Origin of the sequence: Pedobacter agri PB92 (genome assembly GCF_000258495.1) — a bacterium.
Classification (GTDB): domain Bacteria; phylum Bacteroidota; class Bacteroidia; order Sphingobacteriales; family Sphingobacteriaceae; genus Pedobacter; species Pedobacter agri.
Window position 1 is genome coordinate 1 of sequence record NZ_AJLG01000101.1, and the last position, 18,359, is coordinate 18,359.

The window sequence follows — 18,359 nt, forward strand, 5'->3', positions numbered from 1 at the left end:
ACGCACACACTATTTTAACTATTGGTTTGATATTAAGGGCCTGGCTGATCCTAATATTTTTGAAACGCTTTATGCTAAATTTGATATCAGCAGATGGTTTTGGAAGATATCACGAGTTCATACCAACGTCCGAAACTTGATGAATATGATAATGATAAATACATTTTTTCAGTTAGCAGGCACCTTTACCTAGGTGAAGATGATGTGCTATGCAACGATCAGATCTCTTTTATTTTATCAGAACGAACATTAATTACCTTTCAGGAAACCTACTCAGATTGTTTTGAGCCGGTAAGGAAGCGTTTAGAAATCGGGAAAGGAAATATCAGGATAGGGGGAAGCAGTTATCTGATGTATGCCATTATGGATGTTATTGTAGATAATTATTTTACCTTATTGAATTTCTGGGGTGAGGAGCTAGATGCCATTGAAGATCGGCTTTATGATCATCCGGATAGAAGGATTATGTATGATACGCAGGCCATCAAACGATCATTAATCACGATAAGGAAAGTGGCCTGGCCAGAACGCGATAAATTGAACGACATCATCCGTACCGATAGTCCGCTGATTTCCGATCTCACTAAAACCTATATGAAGGATGCTTATGATCATTGCATCCAGATCATTGATTTCATAGAATCACTAAAGGAAATAGCATCTGCCAATATCGATATGAATCTTTCCATTACCAGCAACCGAATGAATGAGATTATGAAAGTGTTAACCATTATCTCATCAATATTTATTCCCCTAACTTTTATCGCAGGTATTTACGGGATGAATTTTAGCAGGGAAGATCCGGCTACCGGTAAAGTAATGCCCGATAACATGCCAGAGCTCTATAGCCCCCACGGCTACATGTGGACATGGATTGTAATGGGCGCAATCGCAGTGATTCAGGTAATATATTTTTGGAGAAAAGGCTGGTTTAAGTAAGTTAATGCTATTAACTTTTAATTGCGCTTAAAATTTTGGTAGCTTTAAACAATTTTAGGAGGTTTAGAGATAGATGCAGTCATTCGAGATAGATAAAAGCGATGTATTAAAGGTTAAAAATGCAATTTTAGCTGGTGATGAAACCCTAAAAGGGGTTTTGGAGGAGTATCATGCCTCAGAAATTGCCATTTTGTTCGAGCGATTAGATAAATCGGAGCAAAGATATATCATTAACCTGCTGCCCGCTGAGATTGCATCTGAAATTATTTCTGAAATGGATGAGGAATCTCATCCTGAAAATCTCCTATTCGAACTCCATCCAGATAAACGTACCGAAATTGTAGAAGAACTTGATTACGATGACGCTACTGACATTATTTCGCAACTGGAAGATCATGAGCAAGCCGAAATACTCGAAGATTTACAAGATGAACACGCATCTGAAATCAGAAACCTTTTAACTTACGACGAGAAAACTGCCGGCGGTTTGATGAACACAGAAATTATCTGTGTAAATATCAATTTGACTAAAAAAGATGCCATTGATGAAATTATCCGCCAGAGCGAAGAAATGGAGGAATTTTACACGATTTATGTGGTAGATGATGAAAAGATTTTCAAAGGAATTGTCTCACTAAAAGATATTATCAAGGCTAAACACAATGCTCAAATTACCGAGTTGGTTAAAATGGATGCGGTATATGTTCATCCTGATACCGATCAGGAAGAAGTTGCGAATTTGATTTCTCAATACAACCTCACCAGTATCCCGGTAATTGATGAAAATCAAAAACTTTTAGGAAGAGTTACTTTCGATGACGTAATCGATGTGATGGAGGCGGAGAGTACTGAAGATATTTTGAAAATTTCAGGGGTTTCTGAAGATGAGGAATTAAGTGGTAACTGGGTTGAAGCAGTAAAATCTCGCTTACCTTGGTTAATCATCAATTTGGGCACCGCCTTTTTAGCTTCCTCGGTAGTACGCTATTTCGACCCTACAATTAAACTAATTCCTTCACTTGCTGCCTATATGACTATCATTGCAGGAATGGGAGGTAATGCTGCCACGCAAGCACTTGCGGTTACAGTAAGGCGTATTTCTCTTTATGATTTAACAGATAAACAGGCCTACCGAACAGTGTTGAAAGAATTTACGGTTGGTTTGATTAATGGTGCTGTAAACGGATTGATCGTTTTTATTTTCGCATTCTTTTTTGATGGAAACCCAATGCTCGGCTTAGTAATTTTCTTAGCCATGACAGGAAATCTGTTGATTGCAGGTGTTACTGGTGCAGGTATCCCGTTAATTTTAAAACGTGTAGGAATCGATCCGGCAATTGCATCTTCCATCATCATCACCACGTTTACCGATGTTTTTGGATTTCTGCTAATTTTAGGTTTAGCCAGTAAACTTCTGTTGTAATAAAATATTGGAGCATAAAAAAAAGCGACCCTGAAGTCGCTTCATATTTTGCTAAGAATTTAAACGGCCGTAACCCTCACTTCAATATTTCCCTTTACTGCTTTTGAGTACGGGCAAGCCCTGTGTGCTTTATCAGCAATTGCTTGCGCTTCTTCACGTGAAATTCCTGGAATATGGACATCTAAATCTGCAGACAAAGAAAATGCATTTCCATCTTTATTGAATGATACCAAAACTTTTACATTCGCCTCGCTTACATCAACACCCTCGCGTTCGGCAACAGAACCTAAAGCCCCTAAATAACATGGACCCCATGCAGCAGCAAATAATTCTTCAGGGTTTGTAGCACCGCCTTGTCCACCAAGCTCTTTAGGTTTTCTTAATTCAAAATCCAATATGCCATCGCTTGATTTGATGTGTCCGTCTCTTCCTCCAGTAGCTGTAACTTCAGCCGTATATAGCTTTTCCATAAAATTATTCCTTTGTTTAAGTACAGACAACAAATTCGAACAGCCTTTGTTTGGAAGCGATGATCAGCGATTTGTAGCAATCCTTTTTACTTCAGTATCATCAAATCACTCATCATTAATCTTTTTGACCTAAAATTTTGTCAAGTTTCGTGTAAAAAAACAGTTTTGGATTAGACTATTACAATTTCAATTTACCATGAAAACAACCATACAAAAACTTCGACATAAATGTAATTAGCATGATATAACCGTGTAATTTAATTAAATACAATCATGTATCTTTTTAAATCTACATGCGGTTAACTTAATCTATACTCATTTTCATTATCCGGTTTCGTGTAAAAAAACCGCTTTGCAGCTTGACGACAAATCCATCAATATACTAAAACAATATTTTTACAGTATCACTTTTTAATTCATCGTCCCGTTGAGTAATAAATTGTTATTGTTGTTGTGTGTAGCGATATTGGCTGCATCCTCAAAATTGGTTGGTCAAACTTGTCCGGAAAACATTGGATTCGAAAATGGAAATTTTCGGAACTGGAAGCTATTTACAGGATTGACTACACTTTATAGCAACAAAAATGTAATCTATACCAATGAGGTAGCTTCTCCGGCTCCAGGTAGACATAGCATTATCACCAATAAGGCTGAGAAAGATTATTATGGAGGATTTGATCTCATTCCGAAAAACGGAGGAAACTTTTCAGTTAAACTAGGAAACAATGGTACTGGTGCACAGGTTGATGGAGTTTCATATTTGCTAAATGTTCCTTCAGATCGCCCTGAGTTTACGCTAACCTATCAGTATGCTGTTGTTCTAGAAGATCCATCACATCCTTTGGAAGAACAGCCACGTTTTATAGCCCGGGTAAAAGATCTTGAAAAAAATGAATACATCCCCTGTGCTTCGTTTGAATATGTCGCAACATCATCCTTGCCGGGATTTAAAAAATCCAAAGTTAATGCTTCGATAATTTATAAGGAGTGGACACCGGTGACCATAAATTTATCCGGATATCAGGGAAAGCAGTTACTTATTGAATTTATAAGTGCAGATTGTGCGCTGGGTGGGCATTTTGGTTATGCATATGTGGATGTAGATAATTTATGCGGCGACCTGGTCGTAGGAAATACCTTTTGCAAAAGTGCTGATGAACTTAATATTTCCGGACCAAGCGGCTTTCAGTTTTACAACTGGTACAACGCTGATAAATCTGTTAAATATGGTTCTGGTCAATCAATCAATATCAAGCCTACGCCACCTGAGGGATCTAAAATTATCTTAGATCTGGTTCCGTATGCTGGCTTTGGTTGCCCGAGTTCAATCACGTCTGTAGTGCATAGCGTAGACTATCATATGCAGGTCCTTGAGAAAAACACCGTATGTCAGAATGCAGAAATTGATTTGACCGCCAGCAATTATATTTTAAACAAGAGTGATCAATTTACTTATCTGGTTTATCAGGATAAAGATTTAACACAGCAATTGACAGGATTGGTTAAAATTCAACAAAATACGAAGTTCTATATCAAGGCAACAAACTTCAAAGGTTGCGAAAGTGTGGCTACAATTGATATCAATGTCTTTGACCTGGCTAATGCGACGGTAAAAAGTCCGCTAATAGCCTGTTTTGATCAAACTGTTGATATTACAAATGATCAGTTATATTCCAGTTTAGAGGGAATTTCAAGAAGTTATTTCACTGATGATAAAGCATCGAAGCCACTATCAAATCCAAATGCAGTTAAAACTTCAGGAACATATTATGTACTCCTTGGCAATAACTATGGTTGCAATAAAATTCTTCCGGTACAGGTAATCATAAGTCCTAAACCACTTCTGAACATCAGTAATCCAGTGGCGGTTTGCTATCCAAATACGATTGATATTACTTCAAGTAAGATATTTGTGGGTAATGATCCAACTTTTAAATACGGCTTCTTTGAAGATGCAGCATTAAAAAATCCGATACACGATCCGCAACATATCAGCATAACCGGTAGCTACTTTGTTATTGCAACCAATGCTCAAGGCTGTTCGGTTAATGGTAAAATTGATGTTGTAGTAAACGATTTACCTGTATTAGCGGTGAAAGATCCTGCGGCTGTATGCTATCCCGAAAAGGTAGATTTAACCAATCAAAATCTTTACCTGGGCAGTTCAGAAAAATTGAGCTATTCTTTTTTTAGCGATGAAGCACTCACTGATCGGGTATCCAATCCAAAGTCAGTAAGCAAATCTGGAATTTATTACGTAAAGACAACCAATGCATCTGGTTGCTATGTATCTGATAGAATCAACGTCACCATTAATTCCTTGCCAACCATTGTGCTTAATAAACCAAAAGCAATCTTCGATTATGATTTTATTGATCTGACCGCTGCCGAAATTACAAAAGGAAGTAAAGATTTTTCTAAAGTTAGTTACTTCCATGATGCGTTACTTACCCGGCCAATTGCAGATCCTACCAGGATGAACAAAGCTGGCATTTACTATATATCACTACAAAATGAGAAAGGCTGCTCCGTATCGGCACCGATTGAGTTAAATATATTGCCACAACCAAAAATTGTTGTGCCAACAGCATTCACACCGCATAAGGAAACCAACAATAAATTATATCCGTTTTTAGTGAGCATCCAAAAATTAACCAGTTTCAAAGTATTTAATAAATGGGGAATCCTCGTTTATCAAACCGACTTGGCATCGAATGGCTGGGATGGACAATTTAAAAGCAAAATGCAGCCATTAGAAACATTTTCATGGTTTGCTGAAGGCATTGATGCCTTTGGTGGAAAATTTCAGTCTACAGGTAAAACTATACTTATATTATAATGTACAAATCGCTACTCACTTCATTTTTGTGCATGATTACACTATACTGTTCAGCACAAGACCCTAAATTCTCACAATATTTTGCTGCGCCGCTATCGCTAAATCCTGCTTATACAGGTTTTTTTGATGGAGAATATCGCATTGCAATAAACACCCGCCAGCAGTGGGGGAACCTCGGCGATCCTTATAATACCTATAGTGTTTCTGGCGACATAAAACTCGTTGAGGATGAAAATTTTACCAATAGCGTTTTTAGTTTAGGGTTAAGCGGACTATTTGATGAATCTTTTAATAGGGCTTTAAAATCGCAATACATCAGCGCCAGTATGTCTTACTACCAATACCTTGATGTTGAACACCGGTTTAAGTTTGGTTTGGCCCCCCAGGTTTCGTACGTATCTAAATTCTTAGATTACAATAAATTAAACTTTGCTTCTCAATATACCGATGGTGGCTTTGATAATTCATTGCCTAACTATCTAGACCTGAAAAACGATAAAACATCATATTTCGATGTAAACATCGGCGCTAATTTCGCTGCAAATTTTAATCGATTGAGTTTTGCTGTGGGTTACGCACATTATCATCTCACCAAACCACAAGAAACTCTATTGAATAACGCAAATGAATATGTCCCGGTAAGGCAGACCGCTAATTTTGGTATGCTTTATCTGTTGAACAACTATGTAGATTTAAATGTTACAGGTGTATATAATGTTCAAAGAAACAATAAAGACACTATTCTCGGTACAGTTATAGGATTCAAACCTAACGATGAAACACGTTTGAAGCTAAATTTCGGCATGTGGTTTAAATTTAACGAAGCCTCATTTTATCCTTACGTTGGCGTAGCGATGGGTGATGTAAGTGCCGGATTGAACTACACGGTTTACGGAAATAAACTATTGAGTGCAACACCCCGCACTTATGAGCTATCATTTATTTACAGACATAACAATTTTAAAGGTTTTAAAGTTCCATGCCCTAAGTTTTAAACTATGAAAACTACATTATTATTTTTCGCATTAATCGCATTTGGCAATATTGCATACAGTCAGCAAACGAAGCAAAGTATCGATTACCAATACTTTAGAGACGATAAAAGTTACTACGCCTTCGAACTATTTAAAAACAATAGCAGCGGAATGGATAATCATCTGATGATTAATTTTACCGCAAATTCGAGTTTTAAAAAAATTGATAAAGTTTATTTGAAAGCTGGAGAAGCAGAATTAAAAATAAAATTTAAACTAAGGGAAGAAACGGTTAAGTCAGATAATCCCGAACAAAAGTTTTATCCAATAATATTTGAGGCAAGAGATTTAGCAGACAAGAATTTTCCCTGCGATGCAAAAATTGTATTTAAGTTAGACAATGGAACAACTTACACTTTGCCTTTTAGCACCTGCAGCGTGATTGAATTTATTGCAAAAAACTAAATTTTAACTTTAACTGTAAGCTTATAAATATCATAAGCAACTTTCTGAATCAAGTCAAATTGCTCTGGCACTAAATCTTTGCCCTCAACTATCTTTAAGCCTGTATCTGCAAGGCGTATCAGTGGAACATTTTCAATCGTGTTCTTACCTTCAATTAGATTGTTTATTGCAGTATCAAGCAAATAATCTGTGTTTTGTGCGATAGGTTTTAGGGCATCAAAGTTCTCGAAGGTAAATTCATGCTCTTTGTTATAAAGCGAAAGGGTGGCCACGTAAGAAGACAACAGATGACTTAATGCTGTAAACTGATGCACTTCTTTAATAAACAACTGCTTGCTTTTTGGCTCAGAGAACATTCGCTGAAACAATGATGCCAGGTTTGCCGTAGCTACATAAACTTCTTTTCTGGCCAATTTGTAATCTGTTCGGTTATAAATTTTCTCAAAATACAATCTTACTACCTGTTCATAATAAGCTTTGTTAGCTTTTATAATGTCGGTCATCGCTTCTTTGAGCTTCTCATGCTCCCAGGTTGGAAAAAGCGAGTAGCTGGCTAACAATGCAATGCCCGATCCAATAAACGTATCATAAATTCGCTCCCTGGCTAACGCGATAGAACCCATCCCGAGAAAATCAAATAAGATCAGTATATAGGGCGTCATGAACAGAACACTTACCACATAGTTTTTACGCTGAAAACTGTAGCTACCAACCATACAGATTAGCAAAATTACAAATAGCGCATTTTTATCATGAATATAACTAACAACAGCCATACCGATGAAAGCGCCAACGGTTGTACCAATCAAACGTTGATAATTTCGTTCTTTAGTTAAACTGAACCCAGGTTTGGAAATTACTAAAATCGTCAGCAAAATCCAGTAACTGTGAGAAAAATCGAGCATCTGCGAGACGATAAAACCTAGCGACATAACCACAGTAACCCTTAACGAATGCCTGAAGGTTGAAGAACTGTAGGTGAGATTTTCCTTAAATAAATCAAAATCGAATTTCTGGCGCTTGATAAATTTTTCGGTATCCACTTCCGCCTGACGGATATCTTTATTATTTCGGACCTTGAAGTAACTAAAAATCGTTTTTACCCTGGATAGAATATTCTCAATGTTTACTTCGATATTTTTTAAAGCAATAATTCCAATGGTACTATATTCCTGATTGGTATTATTTTTCTCCAGGTTATTGATTTTGATCTTTAATCGTTCAATTTCTATAAGCAATCGCTTAGAAATCACAGGCTTTCCACCACTTTTCAAGGCAAAGGCAATATCATCCAAAGCATAAGAAATACGTTTTATCGCCATCTCATAGTCTGATAAAATACCTGCTTTATCAAACTGATCATGCAATTGCTGATAGTTGTAGTAAGTCGACATCACCTGCTCAAACAAATCAACCATATCTACAAACACCAGTAATAAAAATCTTCCTTCCGGACTTGAATCTCTTACAATTTCTCTTGTTCTGAACAAAAGCTCGCGTACGGCATCCTGCTTCTCGTGTACCGAAACCTGCAACTGCAACAAGTCGGCATAGGTTTTATCGTAGTTATTGTTCCGATGATAGAATTTAGCTTTTTCCCTCAGAAATTCTGCTACCTCTAAAATAGAATCGCTTAAAGATTGTTGCACCAAACGAAAGGGGCGAAGGCGATAAACAAAATAACTTAATCCTGTATACCATAAACTCCCGGCCAAAACCATCAGCGAATGTGAAATCACCTCTTGCCATGGGCGAACATCATCGATACTCAACACCATAATTAGCAGAACGGCGGTGCCAACCGATGCCGCTCTTACTCCATAGATGTAAAACATCGAAAATATAAAACTCGAAATGGCTAGTAAAAAGCCTATGAAATAGTGGCTTTTATTGGTAAGTCCGGTGATGATTGAAAAAACGAAAATTAACACTGTGGTAACGAACATAGCGTTACGCCTGTGAACCATCGGCCCTGGGCTATCAACCACGCTCACACATAAAGCACCAAGTGATAAAGTCATGCCATAGGTTAGCATGCCGAATTGCGCTAATATAAGCGAGGGGAGTAGAACACCTATTGTAATTCGCAATCCATCCGCAAAGTAAGTACTTAATAAAAAGTCTTGAATATTTCGAATGGGTTGCCTAATCTGCATGTACAAAAATAACATAATACACATGTTTTTTGTTGCGCTGAAAATTAAGTTTTTTGATTTTTTATAAAATTTAGGCAGAAATTAGCTACTCTACTGTTTACCAAAATGTTATAAAATGTTTATAATATTTCAAAGCACGAATGTTAATAAACTTTAATGATATGCATATAAATGGAAAAAATCAATATTAAAATCATTTATCATGTTGATAACCAGCAATTTTAGGTTAAAAACTATGTTAATAATTTACATTAATTTTTACTTGACAAACGGGTGTTTTTGTTCTAAATTAGATGATATCAAATACGAAGTACTTTGAATTCTGATAAAACAATCCAAAAGGAATAATGATCTGAAAAGTGAGTTATTTCGGATATGTTTACAGGGAAACGATTAATTTCAGAAAGGGTTAAACCGAGTAAGAACATAGATAATCCTCATCGAAAGATAGATTATATGAAAATCGCATAGACCCAAACAGAGCTTATTGAAAACTAGGAAGTTTACGAACAGAATAGTCGGAAATAAATTTTCACGAATCGTAAAAGTTGCGAAACCTAACGAGAACGGAAAAATCAAAGTAACAAGAATGAGATGCTTTAATACAACTATGGTTGTTTTTAAGGTTAAAACGGGGAACTGAATCGAAAGAAGAAGAACCCCGTTTTTATTTATAACGTTTTTTACTTTGTGGTTAAAAGATCACAGTAGTTAGTGCAAATCCTATCTAAAACATTAAATTTACCTTATGGCTAAAAAAGGTAAAACCCATATTAACCCCACTAAAAAAATCTTCGTTTTAGATACATCTGTGATTTTATATGATCATGATGCGATAAACAACTTCCATGAACACGATGTTGCTATTCCCATTCAGGTATTGGAGGAACTCGATCATTTTAAAAGTGGAAATGATACCCGGAATTTCGAAGCCAGAAGTTTTATCAGGTTAATTGATCAAACCTCCAAACAACAGCTTATAAGTGATTGGGTTCAACTGAAAACAGAAAGTGCTGGTAAATTTAGGGTCATTCTAAACGATCAGCCTTTAAAAATTGATGCCGAAGAAATATTTGGAAAGAGCAAAACCGATCATAAAATTTTGAATGCCGCATTAAGTTTGAAAGAGGAATATGTCAACAAAAAAGTTGTGCTCGTTTCAAAAGATATTTGCCTGCGGTTGAAAGCCAAAGCACTTGATTTACACGCAGAAGATTATGAAACTGGCAAAATTAAAAATGTTGATGAGCTTTACGCTGGCAAAACAGAACTATCAAATTTTCCTGAATCAATTATCGATGAAGGTAAAAAAAAACAAATGCATAGATGCTGAAAATATATCGCTTTCTGCGAAAGAGGGCAATCATTTTTATGTATTGAAAAACAAGCGGAAGGTTGCCAATGTATTTTATAATTATGCACTAAAAACGCTTTCCGCGGTTTCAACAGACGCTATTTTTAAAATTAAACCAAAAAATATTGAACAAGCCTGCGCCATACATGCCTTGCTTGATCCAAATATAAAACTGGTAAGCATACAGGGAAATGCTGGTACTGGCAAAACACTTCTGGCACTGGCGAGTGCGTTGGAGCAACGCCGTGAGTTCAGGCAAATTTATATTACACGGCCAATCGTTTCGCTTAGCAACAAAGACATTGGATTTTTGCCTGGCGATGCCAAATCGAAAACAGATCCATTCATGGCACCCATTTGGGATAATCTTCGCTTTATTAAAGATCAGTTTAGCGGCGATGAAAAAATGACTGCCAAAATTGATGAGTTGATTACTACTGAAAAAATTGCAATTGCACCTCTGGCTTTTATTAGGGGAAGAACGTTAACAAAGATCTTCTTCATTATTGATGAGGCGCAAAACCTTACGCCCCACGAAGTGAAAACGATTATCTCGAGGGCGGGTGAGCATACGAAAATAGTTTTCACAGGAGATATCTATCAAATCGACACACCCTATCTCGATTCGGAAAGCAACGGGTTATCTTATCTTATCGAAAATGCAAAAAATCATCCTTTATATGCGCACATTACATTGCAAAAGGGTGAGCGAAGCGAATTGGCTAACCTTGCAAATGCGCTATTATAATATTATTTTGCTGCCCTTAAATTATACCAAACGCAAACTAAATGTTCTCACTTTTTATTCTGCTGGTAATTATTCGGTTAATGAATAAATATCTCGATAATGATCAATTTAAACTGGCAGACAACCCAAATACACAAAATGGAAATATTGAAAACTATTTTCCTATTGTATTTCATTTTGTAATTATTGTTTTAATTGTAATCTCCTTTTTTAACACTAATATCTTAACAGATGACCGGATTCATGTCCTGGTTTCAGATGGTATTTTTCAATTTGTAAGCACCCTGCTTATCGTTATAATCAGCATTATTAATCCATTTGTTTCCTTTTCTCCAGAAGCACGTGCTAAACTGCAAATACTTACAGATCAGGAAAAGTTTTCTGCGATGCGTTGGTTACTTAGAGATAGAAACTGGCAGTTATTAAAAGCCCTGGCTTGCATCCTGATAGTGGCTTATTTTATTTCCGAGCAAATTTTAGTTATTCCAAGCTTAAAGCAAGGAACCATTTCCGGCATCACCATCATCCTGATTTTATTTTTTGTTTTCAGCAACATTATTCAGTTGATCAAAGATCCGGTAATGTTTAAGAAAAAACCTTATTTAGGTTATCAATGCTTTACCGCTCATTTAAACTTTCCTTTTTCATATCAATTGGATTGATTGCTGCAGTATTTTTATTTTCTGCATTAGCACAAATCGATACATCCAAAACCCTAAAAATTGAAGCGATGGTATTAATGGTTTATAATGTGGTAATGGCTTACAATGAATTTAAAATACTTCGGGCTTGAGGTTAATGATATTTTCTCATTGCCCTTATGGCGATAAACAAACCAATCAGCGTTAAAAAGGCACTTAGAATAAAAGGCGCACCAGGAAAATATAATGGCGTACCATCCTGAATGAAATAAACAAAAATATGGCTGGCCAACCATGGGCCAATGATTGCGGCTAAACTTTGTAAACTTGTTGTTATTCCCTGAATTTCGCCTTGCGCATTTTCGGGTACTTGATTGGATATGATACTTTGCATGGCTGGTCCGCCGATACCAGCTAAACAATATGGAATGATAAAAATCATCATCATCAAACCAGTATTGGCAAAAGCAAAACACACAAAACCGATTACATACAACATTAGGCCAAAGTAAATTGCCCTTCGGTTTCCGATTTTTGGAATGATAAACCGGATTAATCCACCTTGTACGATAGCAACCATTAAACCTACTACGCCTAATGAATAACCGATCATGGTAGAATCCCACTGGAACTTCTCGATTACATAATATGACCAGTTAGATTGTACAGAATGGCTGGCAATATATAAGAGTAACAGGGTTGCCAGTAGCCCTAATATGGCCGGATATTTAGAAGCATTCAGGAATGAGCCAATTGGATTTGCCCTTTTCCAGGAAAATTCTCTACGCTTAGCTTTGGCAAGTGATTCTGGAAGGATGAAATATCCATACAACCAGTTAACCAAAGCAAGTCCTGCAGATATCATGAATGGAACCCTTAAGCCAAAGGTGCTGAACAAACCGCCAATTACAGGCCCCAAAATAAAGCCCACACCGAATGCCGCACCAACAAGACCAAAGTTTTGCGCTTTTTTCTCTGGTTCAGAGATATCAGCAATGTAGGCCATAGCAGTTGTAAAGCTGGCTCCGGTTATGCCGGCGATAATTCTACCAATAAACAACCAAAATATAGAAGGAGCGAAGGATAGAAAAATATAATCGATACCCAAGCCAAAGAGCGAGAATAGCAAAATTGGTCGCCGCCCGTACTGATCACTTAAGCCACCCATAATTGGAGAGCAGATAAATTGTGCCAATGCAAATGCAACCATCAGGTAGCCGCCATAATCGGCCGCTACACTAACACTACCACCTGTAAATTCCTGAATCAGTTTGGGCAACACTGGTATAATAATTCCGAACCCAGTAAAATCAATTAGCAGCGTGATCATGATAAAAATCATCGCCGACTTTTTTTGTTTAGCCATTATAATTTTTGGTTATAAACAAAAATAGAAATTTGAATGGGCTAATCACAATTGTATCACATCGTAATACATCAACAATGCGAATCTTCTAACTTAGTCAATTTGAGAAAAATCATTTAAATGTCGCTTTAAGCACATTAAAAAAACGCAGCATCAGAAAAGCTTTGCAGATAGGCAAAACTTTTCCACAATGCCTTATTTCGGCATATTTTTGCTAAATTCGCAAGGTTATAATAACACCTTTTTTTGAAATATCGTTTTTGATAACGAGAATAATAATTTATGGCAGAAGATTTAGAAAATCAACAAAACGACAAAATCATCCAAATTAATATAGAGGAGCAGATGAAATCGGCCTACATTGACTACTCAATGTCGGTTATTGTATCAAGGGCTTTGCCTGATGTACGTGATGGATTAAAGCCGGTACACCGCCGTGTTTTATATGGTATGCTCGATCTTGGTGTAACAAGTAATAAACCACATAAAAAATCTGCCCGTATTGTAGGTGAGGTTTTAGGTAAGTATCACCCACACGGAGATTCATCTGTTTATTTCACCATGGTTCGTATGGCTCAGGATTGGAGTTTACGTTACCCGATGGTTGATGGTCAGGGAAACTTCGGACACATCGACGGTGACTCGCCAGCTGCAATGCGTTATACGGAGGCACGTTTCTCGAAAATTGCTGAAGAAATGCTTGCTGATATTAACAAAGATACGGTAGATTTTCAACTGAACTTTGATGATACGCTACAGGAACCAACAGTATTGCCGGCAAAAATACCTAACCTTTTGGTTAACGGATCATCTGGTATTGCGGTAGGTATGGCGACCAATATGGCACCACATAATTTAACAGAATCTATCGATGGTATTATAAACTATATTGATAACAGAGATATTACCATCGAGGAATTAATGAAGTTTATTAAAGCTCCAGATTTTCCAACAGGTGGTATTATTTACGGCTACAATGGTGTTAAAGAGGCTTTTGAAACTGGTCGCGGTCGTATTGTGATGCGTGCTAAAGCCGAAATTGAAAGTATTAAAGACCGTGAGGTAATTATTGTAACCGAAATTCCTTACCAGGTAAATAAAGCACAGATGATTGAGCGTACAGCTGAATTAGTTGGCGAGAAAAAGCTGGAAGGTATCTCAAACATCAAAGATGAATCCAATAAAGATGGTATTCGTATTGTTTATGAAATTAAACGTGATGCAAATGCATCCATCGTTTTAAATAACTTATATAAGTATACGGCTCTACAAACATCTTTCAGTGTAAATAATATTGCATTGGTAAAAGGTCGTCCGCAGATGTTAAATCTGAAAGATTTAATTGTACATTTTGTAGATCACCGTCATGATGTAGTAATTCGCCGTACCAAATATGAATTGGCAGAGGCCGAAAAAAGAGCTCATATTTTAGAGGGTTATTTAATTGCTTTAGATCATCTGGATGAAGTAATTAAATTAATCCGTGCTTCAGAAACACCTGAAGAAGCCCGTTTGGGTTTAATGGAGAAATTTGGTTTAAGCGATCTCCAGGCTCGGGCAATTCTTGATATGACGCTTCGTCGTTTAACAGGACTAGAGCGTGATAAAATTAAGGAAGAATATGCTGAGTTAATGAAAACCATCGAATATTTGAAATCTATTCTTGCAGATGAAGGTTTGCGGATGAAGATTATCAAAGATGAGCTTGAAGAGGTTAAGCAAAAGTTCGGCGATGAACGTAAAACGACCATTGTTCATTCTGCTGAAGATATGAGCATGGAAGACTTTATCGATGATGAAGAAGTGGTGATTACAATTTCTCACGAGGGTTACGTTAAACGTACACCAGCAACCGAATTCAGGGCGCAGGGCAGAGGTGGAAAAGGATCAAAAGGCAGCACCTCGAGAAATGAAGATTTCATCGAGCACATGTTGGTTGCGACCAATCATAACTACATGTTATTCTTTACCGAAGCTGGAAGATGTTTCTGGTTACGGGTATACGAAATTCCTGAAGGTTCGAGAACAAGTAAGGGAAGGGCGATTCAGAATATCATCAACATTCCAAAAGACGAGAAAATTAAGGCTTATATCAAAGTTAAAAACCTTAAAGACCAGGAGTATTTAGAGAACAATTTCATTATCATGTGTACTAAAAAAGGTACCATTAAGAAAACTTCTCTGGAAGCATATTCTCGTCCACGTGTAAACGGTATCAATGCAATTAACATCAACGAAGGAGATGTTTTATTGGAAGCTTGTTTAACCAACGGCGAAAGCGAAGTGGTAATGGCGCTACGTTCAGGAAGGGCAATTCGTTTCAACGAAAAAACTGTTCGTCCGATGGGTAGAACGGCGACCGGCGTACGTGGGGTTAGATTGGCACATGATAAAGATGAAGTTGTTGGCATGATTGCTGTAAACAATCCGGAGGTTACGGTGTTAGTAGTATCAGAAAAAGGATACGGTAAACGAACAGATATTGAAGATTATCGTGTTACAAATCGTGGCGGTAAAGGTGTTAAAACCATTAACGTTACTGAAAAGACAGGACAATTAGTTTCAATTAAAGACGTTACAGACAGCGAAGATTTGATGATCATCAACAGATCAGGCATTGTAATTAGAATACCTGTTTCTGCTTTAAGAGTGATGGGGCGTGCTACTCAGGGAGTTCGTTTGATATCTTTAAAAGGTGATGATGAAATTGCTTCAGTAACTAAAATCGATCACGAAGAAGATGAAGAAGAAACAGTTGATTTAGCAGATGTTGTGGTAACTGACGGGGAAGAGCTGGAAGCCGACACAACTGAAACAGAAGATACTGAAGAAGATGAAACAGATTCAGAAGACGAAACGGAAGAAGAAAATTAACTAAATTAAGATTAGAATAAAAATTATGAAAAGAGTATTTCTAGGTATAATTTTAGCAGGCACTGTAAGCGCTGCGTTTGCTCAGAAAAGCGAGGTTAACGAGGCTAAAAAAAAGTGGGGCATTTTTCAACTGACTTCACAAGGTGCCTCTACGCCATTAGCAAAAAAATTAGAAACTATCAAAAGTGGTTTAGCTAATACGGATAAGGCAATTGCTGATGAGAAATCTAAAGTAATGCCAGAAGCATGGTCATATCGTGCTTTGTTTGCTTCATCAGCGGCAATTTTAGATACTGTGGATGCTGCAAACGCAGATGCAAACATCAAAATTGCTCAGGAAGCGATCACTGAAGGCAAAAAAATTGATGCAAAAGGATCAGAAAAAGACAATTTTGCTTTAGCTGAAACGAATATTGCTAACGCTGTGAGAAATGCGGGTGTGATGGCTTATAACAAAAAAGATTACAAGACAGCATATACCAAATTTGTTCAGGCAACAGTAATTAATCCTCAGGATACTTCGATGTATTTAAATGCTGGTATTGCAGCAAGAAATACTGAAGACTGGCCAGCTACTGTTCAGCAGTTCAAAAAGGTTATTTCTTTAAATTCGCCACAATCATCAGAATTGTACAACGAATTGGTTGACATTACGTTGCGTAAGCAAAAAGATACCACTGCTGCTTTAGGAATCATCAAAGAAGCTGTAGCAAAATATCCTGATAATGTAGAGTTAATTAAAACAGAAACCCAAATTTATATCGACAGGGGAGATGCTGCTAAGTCGGAGCAAATGTTAAATGCATTGGCAACAAAAGAACCTACTAACCCAAATTATCAGGTTCTATTAGGAAATATTTATTTCTCTCAAGCTTTAAAATTGCAGAATGAAAGAAATAAAATCGATGCTAAAAAAGTTAAAGAATTTAATGACGTAACCGCCAAAATGAATGGCTTGTTAGATAAATCTTTACCTTTTTACAAAAAGGCTTTAGAAATTGATCCTAAGAATGCTGGTGCGCTAGAAACTTTAAAAACAATTTATGGTTTCAGAAATGACACTAAAAATTATGAAGACATCAAAAAACGTTTAGATGCACTTCTTAAGCAATAATATATTGCAAGGTGAAAAAAGAGTCCCGAATTAATTCGGGACTCTTTTTTTTTGTTTATTTTTACGGCATTACCAAAACATTTTACGAATTAAACGTACGATTATCCTATGCATAACGGTTCAAAGTTGATATTAGCCCTCTTATTTTTTGTTTCATTTAATGCTGTTGCTCAAAAAAGCCAGATACTAATTGCCAGAAATGCGGTAGGTAAACTTCAAGCCTCAATTGCCAATAAAGAGGATGAAAAAAAGCAGCTTTCAATTATTACTGAAGGTCTTAAAGCGATAGAATCAGCAGAGAAGGATAACAAAACAAAAAACTGGGCAGAAACCTGGTCGATTAAATCATATTTAACATCGTTCGCATCACTGATCGATACTGATAAAGCAAACTCTGATAAGTTTTATGAGGCCGCGAATGCAGCAATTAAGCAGGCGAGGGGTTTAGATAAATATGAAGACAATTCTGGCTTAATTAAGGCTTCGAACCACAATATTTTAATTAAAAAACAGGAGAAAGCTAACTCAGCATTTTTTAATAACGATTTTACAGAAGCTTACACCGACCTGAAAGAAGTGAGTGATAGTTTTCCTGCCGATACTACATTAGCTTTGAATACGGCAATTTGTGCTTTAAACATCCAAAATTATGATGAAGCAATAAATTACTTTAAAAGGGCGAAAGATAATGGTATTCAGAATGCGGCAATGTTTCAAAAACTTGCACAGTTATATGTAGCAAAATACGATAACGAAACGGCGATCAAAACTTTGGAAGATGGATTGGTAAAAAACCCATTTCAAAGGAACCTAACTAACGATTACATCAATCTGCTTTTGGATACCGAGAATTATACCAGGGCCGCTGCGTTAATTGAGGGAAATTTAAAAGTTGAAAAAGGTAATAAATTGTTATACTTTTTGTACGGTTATCTACAGCAAGTAAATGGAAATAATGCGACAGCAATTCTAGCTTATGATAAAGCGCTTGATAGT

Annotated in this window: 14 protein-coding genes; 11 read left to right on the plus strand and 3 right to left on the minus strand. The window is 36.7% G+C overall.

The window, feature by feature from the left end; all coding sequences use genetic code 11:
* The first annotated feature begins 93 nt into the window (after positions 1-93).
* On the plus strand, positions 94-939 hold the full coding sequence (corA, locus tag ON09_RS14745) for a magnesium/cobalt transporter CorA (RefSeq protein WP_010601834.1): 846 nt from the start codon (positions 94-96) through the stop codon (positions 937-939).
* Between the two features lie 73 nt (positions 940-1,012).
* Positions 1,013-2,362: a magnesium transporter gene (gene mgtE / locus ON09_RS14750; RefSeq protein ID WP_010601835.1), complete on the plus strand. Its 1,350-nt coding sequence runs from the start codon at positions 1,013-1,015 to the stop codon at positions 2,360-2,362.
* A gap of 59 nt (positions 2,363-2,421) precedes the next feature.
* Here mgtE and ON09_RS14755 read toward each other — a convergent pair whose 3' ends face one another.
* Entirely contained in the window at positions 2,422-2,832 is a 411-nt protein-coding gene (locus ON09_RS14755) for an organic hydroperoxide resistance protein (RefSeq protein WP_010601836.1), read from the minus strand.
* A gap of 427 nt (positions 2,833-3,259) precedes the next feature.
* Between ON09_RS14755 and ON09_RS14760 the strand changes: the two genes are divergently transcribed.
* The 3 genes from ON09_RS14760 to ON09_RS14770 are packed head-to-tail and all read left to right on the plus strand — an operon-like array spanning position 3,260 to position 7,110.
* Positions 3,260-5,671, plus strand: a complete 2,412-nt coding sequence (locus ON09_RS14760; RefSeq protein WP_157258970.1) for a gliding motility-associated C-terminal domain-containing protein — start codon at positions 3,260-3,262, stop codon at positions 5,669-5,671.
* Positions 5,671-6,666, plus strand: coding sequence for a PorP/SprF family type IX secretion system membrane protein (locus tag ON09_RS24315; RefSeq protein ID WP_010601838.1), 996 nt, complete (start codon positions 5,671-5,673; stop codon positions 6,664-6,666). Before ON09_RS14760 ends, ON09_RS24315 begins: the two co-directional genes overlap by 1 nt.
* A 3-nt stretch (positions 6,667-6,669) precedes the next feature.
* The gene (locus tag ON09_RS14770) at positions 6,670-7,110 is read left to right on the plus strand and encodes a hypothetical protein (RefSeq protein ID WP_010601839.1); all 441 of its coding nucleotides are present in this window, start codon (positions 6,670-6,672) and stop codon (positions 7,108-7,110) included.
* Here the strand turns inward: ON09_RS14770 and ON09_RS14775 are convergent.
* The gene (locus ON09_RS14775; RefSeq protein ID WP_010601840.1) at positions 7,107-9,281 is read right to left on the minus strand and encodes an FUSC family protein; all 2,175 of its coding nucleotides are present in this window, start codon (positions 9,279-9,281) and stop codon (positions 7,107-7,109) included. The two genes, ON09_RS14770 and ON09_RS14775, sit on opposite strands and share 4 nt — an antisense overlap.
* A 733-nt stretch (positions 9,282-10,014) precedes the next feature.
* Here ON09_RS14775 and ON09_RS26145 point away from each other — a divergent pair.
* Genes ON09_RS26145 through ON09_RS14785 form a run of 3 tightly spaced genes read left to right on the plus strand, consistent with a single transcriptional unit; the run spans position 10,015 to position 12,030 of the window.
* Complete coding sequence (locus tag ON09_RS26145; protein ID WP_238533698.1) at positions 10,015-10,599, plus strand: PIN domain-containing protein; 585 nt, start codon at positions 10,015-10,017, stop codon at positions 10,597-10,599.
* Positions 10,565-11,368 (plus strand): PhoH family protein, encoded by an 804-nt coding sequence (locus ON09_RS26150; protein ID WP_238533699.1) that lies wholly within the window; start codon positions 10,565-10,567, stop codon positions 11,366-11,368. Before ON09_RS26145 ends, ON09_RS26150 begins: the two co-directional genes overlap by 35 nt.
* A 41-nt stretch (positions 11,369-11,409) precedes the next feature.
* Complete coding sequence (locus ON09_RS14785; RefSeq protein ID WP_010601841.1) at positions 11,410-12,030, plus strand: hypothetical protein; 621 nt, start codon at positions 11,410-11,412, stop codon at positions 12,028-12,030.
* A 133-nt stretch (positions 12,031-12,163) separates the two neighbouring features.
* Here ON09_RS14785 and ON09_RS14790 read toward each other — a convergent pair whose 3' ends face one another.
* Positions 12,164-13,375, minus strand: coding sequence for a TCR/Tet family MFS transporter (locus ON09_RS14790; RefSeq protein WP_010601842.1), 1,212 nt, complete (start codon positions 13,373-13,375; stop codon positions 12,164-12,166).
* A gap of 282 nt (positions 13,376-13,657) precedes the next feature.
* Between ON09_RS14790 and gyrA the strand changes: the two genes are divergently transcribed.
* The 3 genes from gyrA to ON09_RS14805 form a co-directional block, all read left to right on the plus strand.
* Positions 13,658-16,249: a DNA gyrase subunit A gene (gyrA, locus tag ON09_RS14795; RefSeq protein ID WP_010601843.1), complete on the plus strand. Its 2,592-nt coding sequence runs from the start codon at positions 13,658-13,660 to the stop codon at positions 16,247-16,249.
* A 25-nt stretch (positions 16,250-16,274) separates the two neighbouring features.
* Complete coding sequence (locus ON09_RS14800) at positions 16,275-17,363, plus strand: tetratricopeptide repeat protein (protein ID WP_010601844.1); 1,089 nt, start codon at positions 16,275-16,277, stop codon at positions 17,361-17,363.
* A 108-nt stretch (positions 17,364-17,471) separates the two neighbouring features.
* A partial coding sequence (locus ON09_RS14805) for a tetratricopeptide repeat protein (RefSeq protein ID WP_010601845.1) occupies positions 17,472-18,359 on the plus strand: 888 nt, incomplete at its 3' end.